Origin of the sequence: Pseudomonas sp. B19125, assembly GCF_044218855.1 — a bacterium.
In the GTDB taxonomy this organism is placed as follows: domain Bacteria; phylum Pseudomonadota; class Gammaproteobacteria; order Pseudomonadales; family Pseudomonadaceae; genus Aquipseudomonas; species Aquipseudomonas edaphica.
Map to the genome: position 1 here is coordinate 221,819 of NZ_CP162589.1, position 17,903 is coordinate 239,721.

Annotated in this window: 10 protein-coding genes; all 10 read right to left on the reverse strand. The window is 62.2% G+C overall.

The genetic code is table 11. The annotated features are described in order from the left end of the window. Positions 1–31: 31 nt before the first annotated feature. The 10 genes from AB4P96_RS01000 to AB4P96_RS01045 all read right to left on the reverse strand — a co-directional run bounded on the left by AB4P96_RS01000 (position 32) and on the right by AB4P96_RS01045 (position 17,852). Positions 32–1,474: an efflux transporter outer membrane subunit gene (locus AB4P96_RS01000; RefSeq protein WP_395600431.1), complete on the reverse strand. Its 1,443-nt coding sequence runs from the start codon at positions 1,472–1,474 to the stop codon at positions 32–34. Continuing rightward, positions 1,471–2,361, reverse strand: coding sequence for an efflux RND transporter periplasmic adaptor subunit (locus tag AB4P96_RS01005; protein ID WP_017136597.1), 891 nt, complete (start codon positions 2,359–2,361; stop codon positions 1,471–1,473). Before AB4P96_RS01005 ends, AB4P96_RS01000 begins: the two co-directional genes overlap by 4 nt. Continuing rightward, positions 2,358–2,567: a DUF1656 domain-containing protein gene (locus AB4P96_RS01010; RefSeq protein WP_016969155.1), complete on the reverse strand. Its 210-nt coding sequence runs from the start codon at positions 2,565–2,567 to the stop codon at positions 2,358–2,360. The genes AB4P96_RS01005 and AB4P96_RS01010 overlap by 4 nt, the downstream gene beginning before the upstream one ends. Then, on the reverse strand, positions 2,564–4,642 hold the full coding sequence (locus AB4P96_RS01015; RefSeq protein ID WP_138449632.1) for an FUSC family protein: 2,079 nt from the start codon (positions 4,640–4,642) through the stop codon (positions 2,564–2,566). Before AB4P96_RS01015 ends, AB4P96_RS01010 begins: the two co-directional genes overlap by 4 nt. Continuing rightward, on the reverse strand, positions 4,639–5,055 hold the full coding sequence (locus AB4P96_RS01020) for a MarR family winged helix-turn-helix transcriptional regulator (RefSeq protein ID WP_017136599.1): 417 nt from the start codon (positions 5,053–5,055) through the stop codon (positions 4,639–4,641). Before AB4P96_RS01020 ends, AB4P96_RS01015 begins: the two co-directional genes overlap by 4 nt. Positions 5,056–5,447: 392 nt before the next feature. Next, positions 5,448–5,693 (reverse strand): DUF2789 domain-containing protein, encoded by a 246-nt coding sequence (locus tag AB4P96_RS01025; RefSeq protein WP_017136600.1) that lies wholly within the window; start codon positions 5,691–5,693, stop codon positions 5,448–5,450. Between the two features lie 90 nt (positions 5,694–5,783). After that, complete coding sequence (locus AB4P96_RS01030) at positions 5,784–7,298, reverse strand: TolC family protein (protein WP_017136601.1); 1,515 nt, start codon at positions 7,296–7,298, stop codon at positions 5,784–5,786. A 40-nt stretch (positions 7,299–7,338) separates the two neighbouring features. Then, complete coding sequence (locus AB4P96_RS01035; RefSeq protein WP_395600432.1) at positions 7,339–15,240, reverse strand: Ig-like domain-containing protein; 7,902 nt, start codon at positions 15,238–15,240, stop codon at positions 7,339–7,341. Between the two features lie 47 nt (positions 15,241–15,287). Beyond that, on the reverse strand, positions 15,288–16,127 hold the full coding sequence (locus AB4P96_RS01040) for a sulfotransferase (protein WP_017136602.1): 840 nt from the start codon (positions 16,125–16,127) through the stop codon (positions 15,288–15,290). A gap of 111 nt (positions 16,128–16,238) precedes the next feature. Beyond that, positions 16,239–17,852, reverse strand: a complete 1,614-nt coding sequence (locus AB4P96_RS01045; RefSeq protein WP_176991656.1) for a glycosyltransferase family 39 protein — start codon at positions 17,850–17,852, stop codon at positions 16,239–16,241. Positions 17,853–17,903 lie beyond the last annotated feature (51 nt).

Genomic DNA, 17,903 nt, shown 5'->3' on the forward strand with positions numbered 1-17,903 from the left:
GTGGCCCGCCTGTCAAAGCATAGCTTTTCGCTCAGGGTTTGCCGGGTTGTGACGCCTGCGTTCGTCCGCTTTCCCAACCGCCGCCCAAGGCCAGGAACAGATCGATCTGGCTCATGGCAACTTGCGTGTTGGCCGCTGCCAGCTGTGCACGTACATCGGTGTAGGTGCGAGTGGCCTGCAGGTCGGCCAGGAACGAGGCACGGCCGGCCTGGAAGAAGCGGTGCGTCTGCTCCGAGGCTTCCTTGGCGGACGCACCGGCGTCGGCCAGGGCGTCGCGGCGTTGCAGTTGCGCGGTGTATTGCGCAAGGCCGGTCTGGGTTTCGCGGATGGCATTGAGCACCACGCCGTCAAAGTGCGCCAGGGCGCCCTGGGTCGCGGCTTCGGCTTCGTGGATACGTGCGCGGGCACCGTTGGTCGGCACTGTCCAACTGATCAGCGGGCCAAAGCCCCAGCGATTGGTCGCTGGCGTGCCGAGGTCGTCAAGAATGCCGACCGTGCCCACCGTGGCGCCGATGCTGATGTCCGGGTACAACGCACCGGTGGCCACGCCGATACGGGCGGTGGCAGCCGCCAGTTGGCGTTCGGCCTGGCGCACGTCGGGGCGGCGCTTGAGCAGTGCTGCGCCGTCGCCCACAGGCAGCAATTGGGCGATATGCGGCAGCTCGGCGCAGGTGCCGGTGCCTGCGGGCAGTTGGTCCACCGGTTTGGCCAGCAGCATCGACAAGCGGAACAAACCCGCCTGACGCGATGCTTGATAGCGCGGGATCTCGGCGCGCAAGGATTTGTATTGGGTCTGCGAGCGGGTCACCTGGGTTTCGTCACCGCGCCCGGCGTCGCGCAGGCGCTGGGTGAGCTTGGTGCTCTGGCCTTGCAGGTCGAGGGACTCATTGGCAATCGCCAGCTCTTCATTGGCCGCGCACACCTGGGTGTAGGAGCGCACCACATCTGCCACCAGGGTGATGCGCGCAATATCGGCGGCGGCCTGGGCCGCGTCGGTGCTGGCCTGGGCACTCTCGATGCCACGCTGCAAGGTGCCGAACAGGTCAAACTGGTAGGACGTGCTGATGCTGGCGCTGCCGATGTTGGCCACCGGGACTTTTTCCGTCAGCAAAAACGCTTCGCCCGATTCCTGTAGGCGCTGGGCTTCCGCCTTGGCGCCAGCACTCCAACCGCCTGCGGATTCAGCCTCTTGGGTCTGGAAACGCGCGCGTTGCAGGTTAGCGGCAGCCACGCGCAAATCGGTGTTGGAGGCCATGGCCTGGCGCACCAGCTCATCCAGGCGCGGGTCGTTGTACAGCTTCCACCAATCGGCCGGCACCGGCGTCGACACCACGTTGTTGCCCTCGCCCGCGATCTGCCCTTGCAGGTCGCCACGGTTGATGGCGGACGTTTCCGGCAGCTTGTAATCCGGGCCTACCACTTGGCAGGCCGACAGCAGCAAACCCAGCGCAGCGGTTGCCAGCAGCTGCTTCATGGTTTTTCTCCGTCTTTGACCTTATCGCCGATGATCGACACCGTGGCCGTGCGTCCGGCGATCATACGAAAGTCCGCCGGCACATCATCAAAGGCAATACGCACCGGAATCCGTTGGGCCAGGCGCACCCAGCTGAACGCCGGGTTGACGTTAGGCAGCAGGTTGGAGCCGCTGGTGCGGTCGCGGTCTTCGATACCGGCGACGATGCTCTGCACATGGCCACGCAGACGGGCGTTGTCGCCGATCACGCGGATATCCACGGCCATGCCGACGTGGATGCCGTCGAGCTTGGTCTCTTCGAAATAACCGTCGATGTGGAAGGAATTGCTGTCCACCACCGACAGCACCGGGCGCCCGGCGGTGACGAATTCCTGGTTGCGCGGTGCACGGTCGTTGACGTAACCGTCCACGGGGCTGCGGATCACCGAGCGGTCAAGGTTGAGCTGGGCGGCGTCCACGGCCACTTGCGCCTCGGCCAGGGCCGATTGGGCACGGGCCACGCGCGACTGGCTTTCTTCCAGTTGTTCGCTCGGCACCAGGTTGCCCAAACCACGGTTGCGCTTGTACTCGCGGTTGGCCTGGGCCAGGGTTTCCTGGCGGTCGGCCACGGCGGCCTGGGCTTGGCGCAGGGCCAGCTTGAAGCGGTCCTGGTCGACGGCGAACAGCACCTGGCCCTTGGTCACCAACTGGTTGTCGCGCACGTCGACTTGCTGGATCAGCCCGGACACGTCCGGGGCGATCTGCACGATGTCGGCACGGATATGCCCGTCACGGGTCCAGGGCGCAAACATGTAGTACATGACCATGCGCCACACAACGACGACAGCGAAGGTCACTATCAATAACGTCAGGACGACACGGCCGATGGTCAAAAAAGGTTTTTTCATGTCATGAGGTATCGACTGAGTGAGTCCACGGCGCCCAGTAACAGCGCGTAGAGCCCCACATTGAACAATGCCCGGTGCCAGACCAGGCGATAGAAGTGAATGCGCGTCAACAACCCGTGCACCACCAGAAACAACACATACGTAATGCCCATCAGCACCAGCAGCGTGGGCAGGAACACCCCGCTGATATCCAGATCACCGATCATAAAGGCGCTCCATCAGGCAGCGGCGCTTGCATTTCGGTGCCGCCAATAAATTCCACGCCGGGCAGCAACGACAGGCGCAGGCCGGCCAGTGCGTGCAGCAGATGCAGGCGGGTGTCATCTTCGTCTTGCAGGCCTTGCCCGTTGAGGGCGCGGCGCGTGCGGTCGAGGGTCATCAGCAGACCGCTGGGCGCGGGCAAGCGTTCACCGGCTTTAAGGCAGGCCTTGAAGTAACCGCCCACGCCTTCCACCACTTGGTTGAGCAGCACCCGTGGCACACCGTAGATGCGTGGCGCGTAGGCCAACAGGTCAAGCAGGTTCAGCGCCACGCGCAAATCGCGCAGGGCGCTGCCGGTGTCCTGGCCGATCAGGCCCAGGCGCGGCAGGTGCTGCATCAGGCGGTCGAGCATTTGCACAGCCATGTGGCGGTGTTCGGCCAGGGTTGCAGGCTCGGTGAGCGTTACGATGTCGCGCCAGCTGAAACGCGTCAGGCGCTTGGCCGCCAGTTCGGCGCCGAACGGCCGTGCGACCAGCGTCCACACAAAGGCGAACAGCAAGCCCACCGGCCCGGCCAGGTTGACGTTGGCGAAGTTGAGGAAGTCCGCGTCGTAGGCGCCCTGGATGCTGATAAACGAGGAGGTGTTCACCAGCGTCAGCAGCATGCCCAGGTAAAAACGCGGCTGCACCGTGAGCGTGCCGATGCAGATAAACGGCACGGCAAACGCCAACACCAGCATGGGGAAATCATGCAGGTTGGGCAGCACCAGAAACAGATACAGGCTGGCAAACAGCACCGACATGGCGGTCCAGAAAAAGAACCGGTAGATCTGCGGCGCCGGGTCATCCATCGAGGCAAAAAAGCTGCAGGCCACGGCAGCCAGAATCACTGCGCTGCCGCCGTCGGTCCAGCCCAGCAGAATCCACAGCACCGAGGCGACAATGATCGCGGTAACGGTGGAAAACGCCGAGTAGAACATCAGGCCACGGTCGAGGAACGGCGTGAGCCGGCCCAGGCGCCAATGGCGGTAGACGGCGCGCCAGGTGTCCTGGCTTTCGCACTGGATGGCGGCTTGCAGGCTGCGACAGTCTTGCCACAGGTCGACCCATTCGCCGAGGCGATACAGGGCGTTAGAGAACAGCAGCGTGTGGCGGTCGTCCAGTGCTTCGCCCTGTGGCTGCGCGGCGTCGATCTTGTCGCGCAACACGCGCCAGCGTTCCAGGGGCGCCTGCTCGGTGGTGCTCTCCAGCCAGGCGTTGGCGTCTTGCAGCAACGGCGTGAACCGGTCGAGAAACTCGGGGGCGCGGTGTTCGATCGCGTAGACCGCATCGTCCAGCGCGTCGATCACCGGCAGCAGGTGAATCATGCGCCCGCGCAGTTCCTTGGTGTTGCGCACCGTCTGTGGCCGAGCGCCTTCGTGGGGCAACTGGCCGATCATCAGTTCCAGGGTGTTGAAGGTGGCGACCATGCCGCCGCGCAAGGTGCTGATTTCTTCGGGCGCAACGTTACGGGTCAGAAAGCGCTGGCTATAGACCTGGGCGTCGGCAAACCACTTGGCCACCGAGCCATCAAACACCGGCATCAGGCGCCGCGGCCAGAACATTGCGCCTACTACGGCGGCCACAGCAATGCCGAGGAAAATCTCTTCGGTACGCGCTTCGGCCACATCCCACACCGCCAGCGGGTTATCCACTACCGGCAAGGCGATCAGCGGCAAGGTGTAGCCGGCCAACATCAGCGCGTAGCTGTTGGCGGTACGCAGGTGCAAAGACAAAAACAACAAGGTGCCGGTCCACAGCGCAATGATCACCACCAGCAGGTACGGCGTCTGAATAAACATCGGCACAAAAAACACCGCCGCCGCCGCGCCCATGAAGGTGCCGATGGCGCGGTACAACGCTTTGGAGCTGGTAGGGCCGACAAACGGGCTGGAGACGATATACACCGTGGCCATCGCCCAATACGGACGCGGCATTTGCATAAGCATGGCGATGTACAGGGCGATCATCGAAGCGGCGAAGGTGCGCACGCCGTAGAACCAGTCGCGGGCCGGCGGCATGCCGGTAAAAAATCCGTTCAAGAGGTCGCCTCAGCCGCCTCGAAGGCCTGCAGTACACGCAACGCCGCTTCAAGGTCGCCGTGGGCGATGTCCGCCAGCACTTCCTGGCGCAGGCGCACCAGTTGCACTTCCACCGCCTGCACCAACTCGCGGCCGCGCTCGGTGAGGCTCAAGGCCTTGGCGCGACGGTCATGGACGTCTTCGGTACGGCACACGTAACCGTCATGGCACAGACGATCAAGCAGGCGCACCAACGACGGGCTTTCCATGCCGGATGCCTGGGCTACTTTCACCTGGTGCACACCGTCGCCCAAGCGGCCGATCATCAACAGCGGCACGGCGCAGGCTTCGGAAATACCATAGCTCACCAGCGTGGTCTGGCAGATTTTGCGCCAGTTACGGGCGCCCACCACCATGCTGCTGCTGAGGTTCATATGGAGCTGTTCGAGGGTTTGGGACACTGGATTGTTCGCATACAGTTAGTTTGCTAACTATCAATATGGTGGATGGATCCAAAGCCGTCAAGTTTTGAAACACTTTTGTGATGGGTGGTGGGGTTGTGGGTAAGTAAAGCGCGTTTGAGCGAGAACGTTAGATTTGCGGCAGAACAAAACACTTGTGGGAGCTGGCTTGCCAGCTCCCACATTTAGTTCAGTGTTGTCTTCAGGCTGGCTGTTCGGCCTGAGCATCCAGGCGGCGCTGGATTTTGATCGTTCCCACGCTCTGCGTGGGAATGCAGCCCAGGACGCTCCGCGTCCGCTATTGAAGGGGTGACGCAGAGCGTCACAGGAGGCATTCCCACGCGGAGCGTGGGAACGATCGACCCTTACACCCCGCGCCCTTCCCGCAGTAACAGATTCAGCTCATCCACCACTTCAGCCCAATCCGCATCGTCGAGAATTTCTTCGCGTAAAAACGCCTTCTGGCCGGGCGTCCAAAAGAACGCATCCGCGAGGTGTAACTCGGGCTTCAGCGGCGAATGCACCGCCACAAACCTCTCGATACTTACCGGGTCATGCGGCAGGCCGAGCTGTTTGAACAGTGACGGCAAGCTATGCACAGGCGATTCCATGGCAGGCTCCTTGGAAGGTGGTTTTCCTGAGTCTAGCCCACGCGCCCGCCAGGCTGACGGCGAGGGGAACTCGCCGTCAGTGCCGCTCGCTTACTTGACGACCGCGCGTGGCACCGGCGTGGTGATGTTGCCGGCAGCCCACGCCGACTCGCGGCTGGCCAGGGCGGTGGCGATGGCTTGTACGCGGTCCGAATCCAGTTGTTCGGGCAGTGGGTCGAGCCCGGCGCTGGCGAAGATCTGGCCGTAGGCGTTGCGCAGGTCGGCATAGGCCAGGTCGCGGCGCAGGTCGGCTTGCAGGGTGTTGAGTTCGCCCTGGATCAGGTCGAGTTCGCCCAGGCCGGCAGCTTCGTGGCGATTACGCAGTTGGGTGAGGATTTGCCCGTCGATGTTGGCCAACTGGTCGTTGGTCTTGAACTGGCGCACGGCGTCCTGGTAGTTGGCGTTGGCTACGTAGATTTGCGCCAATACGGCGATGGACATCGCCTGGCGCCGGGCGGTGGCGACTTCTTCACCGGCCTTGGCGACGTCGATGGCGGCGGGTGCGGAGATCACGTTGAACAGGTTCCAGGTGATCTTGGCGCCGTAATCGGCCCAGCGGTTGTCGGTGAGGAACGAGTTGCTGTCGTAATGCCCACCGGCCGAGAACTCCAGGCCAGGCAGCAGGCGCAGCATGGCTTTGCGGGTTTCTGCGGCGCTGATGCGGGTTTGGTAGTCCTGCTCGCGCAGTTCGGGGCGGTTGGCCAGGGCTTCCTGCTCCAGGCTTGCCAGGTTGACCTTCAGCTCAGGCACGCTGTAGTTATCCGGCGTCGCCAGCTTGAGGTCGGTGCCCATGGGCAGGTTGATCAAGGTGGCCAGTTCAGTCTTGGCCAGGGAAAGAGCGCGGCGCTGTTCCTGCAATTGGCGCGTGGCTTCGATCAGCGAGCGCTGGTAACCGAGGGCCTGCACCGGATCGCCAATGCGCTGTTCGCTCATGCTCTGGCTGTTGCTCTGGGCTTGGTCGACGCGGGCCATCAAGCTGTCGATCTGGCCCAGCAACCGCTCGGCCGCCACGGCGCGCCAATACGCAGAGCGCACGTCCTGGACAATGGTGTTGATCACCTTGCGCCGGCGCTCCTGGATGATCAGGCGCTGGTCGCCTTGCTGCTTGGCGCTGATGTAGCTGACGCCGAAGTCGAGCACGTTCCACACCATGGTCAAATCGGCTACGCGACGGTCGCGGTCCTGGGAGGTCGAAGGTTCCAGGGACTGCGTGCCGGTGAGCACGCTCTGGCTGCTGGAGGCGTTGGTGTTGTTGCGCCCGGCATAGCCTGCCGACAACGCCATGCGCGGCAACATGTCAAAACTTGAGAGGTCCGATTGGCGTTTGGCCAGGGCCTCTTCCATCACTTTCAAACGGCCTTCGAGGTTGTATTTCACTGCACGGGCCATGGCCTGGTGCAGCGTCAACGGGCCACTCAACGGCTCCTGGTCCTTGTACATGCCTTGCAGATCGCTGCGGGCTCGCTGCTCGCTGACACTGCGTTCAATCGGCTCACTGGTGACCGCGCAACCGCTGATCGCCAGCGCCAGCAAGCTGGCGCCGAACAACTTATGACCTGTTTTCATCCGTGGACTGCCCCTGTTCCTGCGCCTTGATTTAGTGTGTTCAAGCCTGCATTTCGCTGATGCCGACTTGTTGCAGTGCGTGCGCCAGGTCAATCACCTGGCGTTGCTCGGTGTCTTTGATCTGCTGCAATTGCTGGCCGAGGGTTGGCGCGCCAAAGACGCCGCGCAGCCCATGCGCCGGATCGCCCTGGCCTTTGATCGATTGGCTGTCGAACGCCTTGAGTGAGCTGTCGTCACCGCCAGTTTCACGGTTGAACAGGCTCGACAAGGTGCTGGACCCGAACACCCCGCCATCGCCGCCGCCAAAGCCTAAAAAGCCTTTGCCGGAACCGTCGCCGACGTTATCGCTGCTGGTGAACACCTGCGCAATAAAACTCGGGCTGGTGGCGCCGCTGTTGATGAATATATCGCCCAGCGGGCGCATGCCGTCGCCCAGTACGCGCTGCTCAAACAGCGGCGCGAACGTCAGCGGTGAGCCGAGGTTGCCGGTGGGCGGGGTGAAGATGCCCGGTTGCAGCGGCAGGTACGTCGTGTTGAGCACAGGCCTTGTAACGCCGCCGGTCAAGGTCAGCGGATCGGCCGTGACCGTAACGCTGTTGATGGCATAGGCATTGGACTGGCTGATGCCCTCACCGGCGTTGCCAGCCAGGTCACGGATCGTGCTGTTGTCGACACTGATGACATTGCTGCTGTCATTGACGTTGTTGTTTGGTGTCAGGGTCGCGGTCCAGTAGTAGCCGCCCTCACCACTTTGCAGGTTGGACAGGCTACCGTTCTGCACCTTCAGGCTGGACAGGTCGAAGCCGCGCACGGGTTCGCTGAACCAGATGAACACCTGCGTGCCCTGCCCGGCCTTGAGCTGGGTATCCGACACTTCGATGTACACCTGCGGGCCTTGGGTATCGACGGCAAAATAGCTCGAGTAGGCATACGTGTTGGCTGACGAGTTGCCTGCCGCATCCGTTACCCCTTTGCCATCCAGTACCACCGTGTCATACCAGTTCTGCAGATGATCTTTGGGCGTCAGCGTGGCGGTCCAGGTGATGCCGCCATCGACACTTTTCAGGTTGCTCAACACGCCGCTGGCGACACTCAGGTTATCCAGCTTGAGGCCCGACACTGCCTCATTGAATGTGATCGTGACGTTGGCCGTTTCGCCGCTGGCGAGTTCGGCCTTGTCGACCACAATCGTGGCGGTGGCCGGGCGGGTATCGATCGCGTAGCTGTTCGACGTACTGGTCCCCAGGCCCGCGTTGCCGCTGAGGTCATGCACCTGGGTATTGTCCAGGCTCACCACGTTGCTGGTGTCTTCGATATAGCGCTGCGGTGTGAGCGTAGCGGTCCAGGTGATGCCGCCGTCCACGCTTTTCAGGCCGCTGAGCCAGGCGTTCTGCGCCTGTGGGCTGTTGTAGAACTCAACGGCTTCACTGAAGGTAATGGTCACTGTGGCCTTCTCGCTGCCGCCCAGGCTGGTCTTGTCGACCACGATGGTGGAGGTCGGGCGTTGGGTATCGACCGTGTAGTTGCGCGAAGTGGTGATACCTGCGCCGGTGCTGCCGCCGTAGTAGGTCACGCCGGCGTTGTCGAGCCGCACCACGTTCTGGGCACTGGTGGTATTGGCAAATGGCGTCAGCGTGGCCTGCCAGCTGATACCGCCGTCATTGGTGCGCAGGTTGGAGAGCACGCCGTTGTCGGCGCTAAGGTCGCTCAGGTCAAAGTTGCTGACCGCCTTGTTGAAGTAGATAGACACCGTGCTCGTTCCACCGACCGCCAAACGCTCGGAGCTCAGGTAAACATTGGAACTGAGCGGTGTGTGGTCGACCGTGTAAGCGATCATTGAGCTGGTATCGAACGAGTAGTTGGTATTGCCGGCCAAGTCTTTGACGTAAGCCAGGGACAAACCAATCAGGTAGCTTCCCGAGGAACCCGCGCCCGGCGTCGGCGTCAATGTAGCCTGCCAGGTCACGCCACCGTCGAGGCTGTAGAACGGACTCAATGTGGCCGCTTGCAGGTTGACGATTGCGCGGTTGTCGAAGCCGGTGACCGGCTCGGAGAAGGTTACGGTGACGGTGGCGGTCTCGCCCGGTTCCAGCAACTTATCGGACAGCGTCCAGGTATACGTGGGTATAACTGTATCGACTGCAAAAACCGGCGACACCGCGTTCACAATCCCTCTATTGCCAGCGGCATTTTGAACGCTGCTGGTGTCCAGGGTGACCACATTATTGGGGGCTGTCACGTTTGCATTCGGCGTGAATACCGCGGTGTAAAGCGAGTCGCTGTAACGGATAAATTGGCTGAAGGTGCCATTGGGGGCCTGCAGGCTGCTCAGGTTGAACCCGTACACCGCCTCGGAGAATCGCACCGTTACAATCTGTATTTCGCCCTTACCGATGACCGTGTCGTAGAGCTCGAGCGTCGCCGTAGGATGTGAAGTCTGGATGTTGAACACATTGGAGTTGGTCCAACCCGAACCGTCGTTGCCGGCAAGGTCCTTCACGCCGTAGTTATTCAGGGCAATTACATTGCTGTTGGCCTGGATGCCATCGATGGGTGTAAATACCCCAGTCCAGGTGCGCCCGCCATCGCTGGACGTCATTGTGCTGAGGCTACCGTTGCCCACCATCAGGTCACTGTTGTTGAACCCCGTCACCGGCTCCGAGAAAGTTACGGTAACGAGGCTGGTGCCACCGGCGGTCAAGAGCGGGTTGCCAATCACGATGGTGGCGGTTGGCGGCTGGGTGTCGATGCTGTAGCTGTTGGAGTCGGTGGTGCCCGTGCCCGCGTTGCCCGCCAGATCGTTGACGCCGTTGTTGTTCAGCGTGATCAGGTTGCGGGTGGCGGTGACACCGGCAGCCGGCGTGAACATTGCGGTCCAGGTGATGCCGCCGTCGCTGCTGCTCACCGCGCTCAAGGTGCCGTTGGCGAGGGTCAAGTCGGCATTGGTAAAGCCTGTGACCGCCTCGGAGAACGTCACCGTCACCTGAGTCGACTGGCCGACGGCAAGCGTCGGTTGTGCGACCACGATAGAGGCGGTTGGGCGCTGGGAATCAATCGCGTAGTTGTTGGAGTCGGTGGTGCCAGCACCGGCATTACCCGAAGCGTTTTGTACGCCACTGTTATCCAGCGTGATCAGGTTAGTGGTGTCGGAGATATTGCTGGTCGGGGTGAAGCTTGCCGTCCATGTGATACCGCCATCGCTGCTGCTGACCGCGCTCAAGGTGCCGTTCGCAATGGTCAGGTCGGCGTTGTTGAAGCCGGTGACCGCTTCGCTGAAGGTGATGGTCACCAGGGATGTCTCGCCGGCTTTGAGAACGTTATTGGCAACCACGATGCTGGCGGTCGGCAATACCGTATCGATGGTGTAGTTGCCGGAGCTGGTCGTACCGGTGCCTGCGTTACCCGCAATATCGCTGACGCCGCTGTTGTTCAGGGTGATCAGGTTGGTTGTGTCCCGAACGCCGACCGTCGGCGTGAAGGTCGCGGTCCAGATGATGCCGCCATCGCTGCTGCTGACTGCACTCAAAGCTCCGTTGGCGACGCTCAGGTCGCTGTTGTCGAAACCCGTCACCGCTTCGGAGAAGGTCACCGTGACCAGGCTGGTTTCACCGGCACTCAAGGTCGGGTCGGCTATCACGATGGTCGCGGTGGGCCGCTGGCTGTCGATTACATAGTTGTTGGAGTCGGTGGTGCCGCTGCCGGTGTTGCCGGCCAGGTCTTGCACGCCGGTATTGTCCAGGCGCACGACGTTGCTGGTATCGGTGATGCCGGCGGTCGGCGTGAGGGTCGCGGTCCAGGTCACGCCGCCATCGCTGCTGCTGACTGCGCTCAAGGTGCCGTTGGCGACCGTCAGGTCGGCATTGGTGAAACCGGTCACGGCTTCGCTGAAAGTAATGGTCACCAGCGACGTCTGGCCGACGCCGAGGGCCGCATCCGCGACCACGAGGGTGGCGGTCGGGCGTGCCGTATCAATGGCGTAGTTGTTGGAGTCAGTGGTGCCAGCGCCCGCATTGCCCGAGGCGTTTTGTACGCCGCTGTTATCCAGCGTGATCAGGTTGGTGGTGCCGGTGATATTGCTGGTCGGCGTGAAAATCGCCGTCCAGGTGATACCACCATCGCTGCTGCTGACCGCGCTCAAGGTGCCGTTGGCAACGGTCAGGTCGGCGTTGGTGAAACCGCTCACCGCTTCGCTGAAGGTGATGGTCACCGGTGACGTCTCGCCCGCTTTGAGGGTGGCGTCGGAGACGATGATGACGGCGGTCGGCAAGAGGGTATCGATGGTGTAGTTGCCGGAGTTGGCCATGCCGGTGCCGGCGTTTCCCGCAATGTCGCTGACGCCGCTGTTGTTCAAGGTGATCAGGTTGGTGGTATCCCGCACGCCAACCGTCGGTGTGAAAGTCGCGGCCCAAGTGATGCCGCCATTGCTGCTGCTCACCGCACTCAAGGTGCCGTTGGCAACGCTTAAGTCGCTGTTGTCGAAACCCGTCACCGCTTCAGAGAAGGTCACCGTGACCAGGCTGGTTTCACCGGCACTCAAGGTCGGTTCGGCAACCACGATGGTCGCGGTCGGGCGCTGGGTATCGATGGCGTAATTGTTGGAGTCGGTAGTGCCGCTGCCGGCGTTGCCCGCCAGGTCAGAGATACCGGTATTGTCCAAGGTGATGAGGTTGGTACTGTCGGTGATGTTGCTGTTTGGCGTAAAGGTCGCAGTCCAGGTGACGCCGCCGTCGGCGCTGCTCACAGCCGTCAAGGTGCCGTTGGCGATGATCAGGTCGGCGTTGGTGAAGCCGGTGATCGCTTCGCTGAAAGTGATGGTCACCTGCGAGGTAGCGCCGATTTTCAGCACATTGTCGGCCAGCACAATCGTTGCCGTCGGCCGTTGCGTGTCGATCGCGTAGTTGTTGGAGTTAGTGCTGCCCGTGCCGATGTTGCTGGCCCCGTCGCTGACGCCGGTGTTATCCAGGGTGATCAGGTTGGTGGTATCGGTAATGTTGCTGGTTGGCGTAAAGGTCGCGGTCCAGGTGATGCCACCGTTGCTGCTGCTCACGGCGGTCAAGGTGCCGTTGGCGATGGTCAGGTCGGTATTGGTGAAACCTGTGACCGCTTCGGAGAAGGTAATGGTCACCAGCGAGGTTTCGCCGAGCTTCAATGCGTTGTCAGCGACCACAATGGTTGCGGTAGGCCGCTGCGTGTCGATGACGTAGTTGTTGGAGTCGGTGGTGCCGGTGCCGGTGTTACCGGCCGCGTCGCTGACGCCGTTGTTGGCCAGGGTGATCACGTTGGTGGTGTCGGTGATGCCGGCGGTGGCCGCAAGTGTGCCGGTCCAGGTTACGCCGCCATCGCTGCTGGCAAGCCCGCTGACGGTGCCGTTGGCAACAGTAAAATCAGCCGAGGTAAGGCCGGTGACGGCCTCGCTGAAGGTGACGGTCACCAGGGATGTACCGCCGATGTTCAGCGCGGTAGTGGCCACCACGATACTGGCGGTCGGCCGCAACGTGTCGATGCCATAAGTATTGGAGGTGGTAGTGCCGGTGCCCGCGTTGGTTGCAACGTCGGTATAGAGAGCGTTGTCCAGCGTCACCACGTTGCCACTGCTGGTGTTGCCGGCGTTCGGCGTCAGGGTAGCGGTCCAGTGAATATTGTCGCTGGTGGCCAGGTTGCTCAATGTACCGTTGGTGGCCGTCATGTCGGCCAGGCTGAAACCGGATACAGCTTCGCTGAAAGTAATATTGACCGTTGAGTTGACCGTGGTGCTCAGGGTAGGCGCGACCACTGCGACAGTCGCGGTCGGCCGTGTGGTGTCGACGGTGTAGTTGTTGGACGAGGTGGTGCCAGTGCCCGCCATGCCTGTCGCCACACTGTTGATACCGGTGTTGTCGAGAACGATGTGGTTGGTGGCGCTGGTGACGCTGGCATTAGGTGTAAAAGTTGCCGTGTAGGTGATACCGCCGTCGCTGGTGTTGACCAGGCCCAGAGTACCGTTGGCAACTGTCAGGTCGGCGTTGGTAAAGCCCGTCACCGCCTGGCTGAAGGTAATGGTCACCAGTGAGGTGCTGCCGATGTGCTGGGCGGCGTTGCTGACCACGATGGTGGCGGTCGGTGCCGGGTCGTAAGCAGTGTTCGCGGTCCCGCCAATATCGTTGTACAGGCCGTTGACTGCTGTCGGTTTATTGCCGGCCACGGCGGCGGTGGACGAGCCACCGTTGCCACTGGCGCCGCTGTTGGCCGCGCCACCTAAGGCTGCGAAGTTGCTCGCCGTGATCAATACATTGCCTTTGTTCCAGATGGCACCGACACCCAGGCCACCGTCACCGCCGTTCAGCGCCGTGCCGCTGCCACTCGCCGAGCCGCCGCCACCACCGCCGCCGGCGCCGATGTTGCCGGTAATCGAACTGGTGCCGACGATGGTCAAGGTGGCGCCGCTGGCGTTGTAGATACCGCCGGCCGCTGCGCCGCCCCTGCCACCGGCACCATTCCAGCCGGAGCCACCACCACCACCGCCGATCGACAAGCCGCCAGAGGCCGCCGTGCCGCCTACGGAACCGTTGGTGTAACCGTAGATGCCAGTAGAGCCGGCACCGCCGGTGCTCGAGCCGCCGTTGCCGCCCATGGTGCGATAGCCACCGCCCGCGCCACCCTGGTTGGCGGTGCCTGCCGTGCCGGCGTAGACACCGGTTCCGCTGCCGGTAATACCACCGTGCCCGCCGTTGCCGCCGCCTACAGCACCACCACCGCCACCGGCACCGCCGACGTCGCCACCGGCCACGCCACCACCGCCGCCGCCACCCGAGGCGGCATTCGCGGTCACGCTGACGTTATTTAAGGTCAGGTTGCCGAAGTTACTGATCCCCGCGCCCAGCAAATTGCTTGCAGTAGTCCCGCTACCGCCATTGCCGCCGTTACCCGCCATCAGTCCCTTGGTAATGACCAGGCCGTCCAGGGTCGCAGTAACCCCCGAATTGACCGTGAACACCTGGGTCTTGTACTGCCCGCTGATGGTCACATCGGGCGTGCCGTTATGGTCCAGATCGCCTTCGATGGTGAGGTTCTTGGAAATCACCAACTGCGTGTTGAGGTTGACCGTCATGCCTGCGGTGCTGAACGTGACAGTATCGCCCGCCACTGCACTGCTCAGGGCCGCGCGCAGCGAGCCGACGCCACTGTCGGCGCCGTTGGTCACGGTGATCGTCGCCAGGCTGTACTGATAACCCGACATCCCCTGGTACGACAGCGCCGTGTGGCTCTCGATCGAGCCGGTGGCAACCTCCAGTGTCCAGTCGCCGCCCGTGCCAGTGCGGTTGCTGGAGGCGGCAATATCGCGCCCGGTCAGGCTGGCCAACGAGTCGACAAAGCTGATGCCTTTGTCGCCCTCGGCGGTGTTGCAGGCATAAATCAGGATATCGCCGCCGGCGTTCATGTCCTGGCCGATCTGCGCCAGTACCGCGCTGCGGGCCGTGACGTTATCGGCCGACAGGTAGGTGCTGCCCAACCACAAATCGCCCGAATTACCGTGGGCGATGATCTGCACCGAACTCACGCCTTGGTGGCTGCCCAGGTAGTCGGCGATCTGTTGCAGGCCGTCTTTGCTGGCGTCCAGTTGCACCACCTGGGTGCCGGGAGCGACGCCTTTGAGCAAGTCGGCGGAGTCTTTGACGCGCGCATCGACAAACACCACGGTCTGCCCTGGCACGGCCACGGGCGCCGGCGTAGCGGGCGCTTCGGATTGTGCATGGGTGTCTTTGCTGGCGGTGGCATGCTCGGCCGTCGGCGCCTTGGCCGCCGCGTCGGCGGTGGCATGGCTGTCGGCCTGGGCCGCATCGGCCACGGTGGCGGCGACCGCGCCGTCAAACAGCATGCGCGGTTCGAGGAACATGATCATGGGTGTCGCCAGGGTTTTAGCGCCTGGTGTTGTGTTACGTGCCTTTCCTTTGCTCCACCACATGCTGCTCACCCGTGAGTCGAAAGCGGTTACCCGTAGAAAAAACGCGATCAGTTGATCGCGGCGTCGGCTTTGGTGCGAATGACATTGGCGGCGCTCAAAGAGCCGTCGCGCCAGAATTCCATGTGTGCGTACTGCTCGAAGAGATCAGGCGGCAGGATGGTGCGGCGCGGCTGCAGCGCGACCTTGGGTTTGACCCGATGCAAGCCGCTCATGCCCAAGGCCTCGTCGAAGTCCGGCGCATCGTAACTGAGGTTGTCGAAGTCGTGCTCGAACCACGGTTCGCCGATAAATTCGTAGACCAGCCGCATCACCCGTTCAGGCGCCTGGGACAGCAGTTCGTAGTCGACGACCAGCATAGCGTCGGCGTTTTCGCCGTAGTACGCCTCTTTGAGCGCCGACCAGGCATAGCCCACCAGGCGGTTGCGCTGGCCCAGGGTCTCAACACGGCTGTAGACGGTGTTGCGTTCAACGTCGTCGTTGAACAGCCGGGTGTTCTCAAAGGGGTTGGCGCGGTACAGGCGCTCCAGGCTGTCCATGACCCAGGCGACGTTGCGCACGCAGGCAATCACTTTGGCTTGAGGAAACAGGTCATGCAGCGCGGGCATGCGCGCGCACCACTGGCGGTTGGTGTCGAAGACTACCGGGGTAGAGGCCTTGTCGGCGTAGTAGGAATCGAACAACCCGCGCAGCAAACGGCGCCGGGTATTGGGGTCGATTACTGAACCAAACTCACTGCCGGCGCTGCATTGCCCCAGCACACCGTTGAACAAGGTGCCTACAGGGCTGCTCATACCGGCGTGAAAACGCGGGTTCTGCAGCAGGATGGCAGAGAGCAGGGTTGAGCCGGAACGCGGCAACCCGGAGATAAAGTGATACTGCAATCCCATCACCACTTAGGCGGATAAAGTCCATTTATGCGCGAAGCGTAGCTGAGGATTGCAGTGCCGACTAGTGGTCATTTGCCACTATTTGGATATTCCGTTAATGCCAATTGGATATTAACGGCAGCCCTCTGGTTGCGAGGGCTCTGGACCAGCGCATACCACGAACAGCCGCGCCCGAGCGCCACCGCCGTCCTGACGCAAAAGCTCGCGCCAGCCTTCGGGAAGCGGTGCAAAATCATCCGGTGGCTCGGTGCTGCTGATCAACCACACACGGTGCGTATCGGCGGGTATGGCCGATAGACGGTCGAGGTAAATACGCCCACCGTCCTGGTCCACCAACGTACCAAAACCATAAGCATTCGGCCGGGTTGAAGTGCCGTCGGGTTTGGGCGGCGTATAGAGCTGCAATTGGGCGTCGGTCTGGTCGTAATACACGTAGCTGAGGTACCACAACATGTCGCTGAGCACGATGCGATCGTCTTCCTGGTAATTGCGGTTGACGAACTCCACCGGCACGTTGAATTGATCATGCACATCCACCGTGGCGTTGTTCTTGAGCCCCAGCAACTCAACCCCAATAAACAACACGAACAACGCCGCGCCTAGCCACGCCAGGCGCGGCGGCAGGCGGTCGATGGCCAGCGCCACCAGAATCGGCAGGCCCAGCGCGTAGACCGTGAGGTAGCGTTCGATAAACACCGATGAGATAAACGAAACGCCGTACACCAGCAGCAGCGGCAGCAAAAAGAACAAGGCCAGCAGGCACGCCGGGCGATAACGCTCGCGGTCGCGCCAGGTGGTGAAGCCCACCACGGCGATCAAGAGCAAAGGGAACAGCCAGAACAGCGGCTGCCAGAAACCGATGCCTTCATCCTGGAGTACGAACTGCCAGATCATCGAGGGCACGGACATCAGTGAAACCGGGTCTTCCCAGCCGATATCCCCCCCGGTCTTGAGTTGTTCGACGTGCTGCACCAGACCCAGCAGGTTCGGTAGCCAAGGCAGGTACAACGCCACAATCAACGCATTGGCGCCCCACCACGACGGGCGAAGGACCAGCCGCTGGCCACGCGTTTGAGAAGGCCACAGCACTGCCAGCCATACCCAATGCACCAACACACACAGGGCAGTGAAGTAATGAGTGTAGAAACCGGCCGCCATCAACAGCACATAGGCCGCCAGGTAACGCGTGCGCTCAGGCTGGCGCACCCAGTACACCAACGCCAGCGTGGCGCCCAACAGCCACACGGCGAGCAACGAGTACATGCGCACTTCCTGGCTGTAGCGCACCGCCGTTGGGAATAGCGCCAGCAACACGCCCGCCAGCACCGCCGCGCGACGGGTGGACAGTTGCCGCGTGAGTGAGATACCCAGGCCCACCGCTAACACACCGGGCAGGGCGCTCATGCCGCGAATCGACCAGATGCCATCGCCAAACAACCCGATCCAGCCGCGCAGCATAAAGAAGTACAACGGCGGGTGCACGTCGTGGGCCGCGTGAAACCACAGGTCGTCCATGGCGTATTCGCTGAGCAACAAGCTCGAGCCTTCATCGCCCCAGATTGCCGAAGCCGTCAAGCCATAGAAACGCGCGGCCATAGCCAGCGCCAGGATTGGCACCCACCATAACCGGCTCAACCAACCGGCGCCTTCCCAGGCGGCCCAGAGGCGATTGGCTGTGGGAAATGCGCCCACTTTGTCGTCTTGCTCTACCACAGACCGTCGCACCTCAATTCCCCTAAGACCGCCCGTTACCGAGGCGAAACCTGCACATATGCA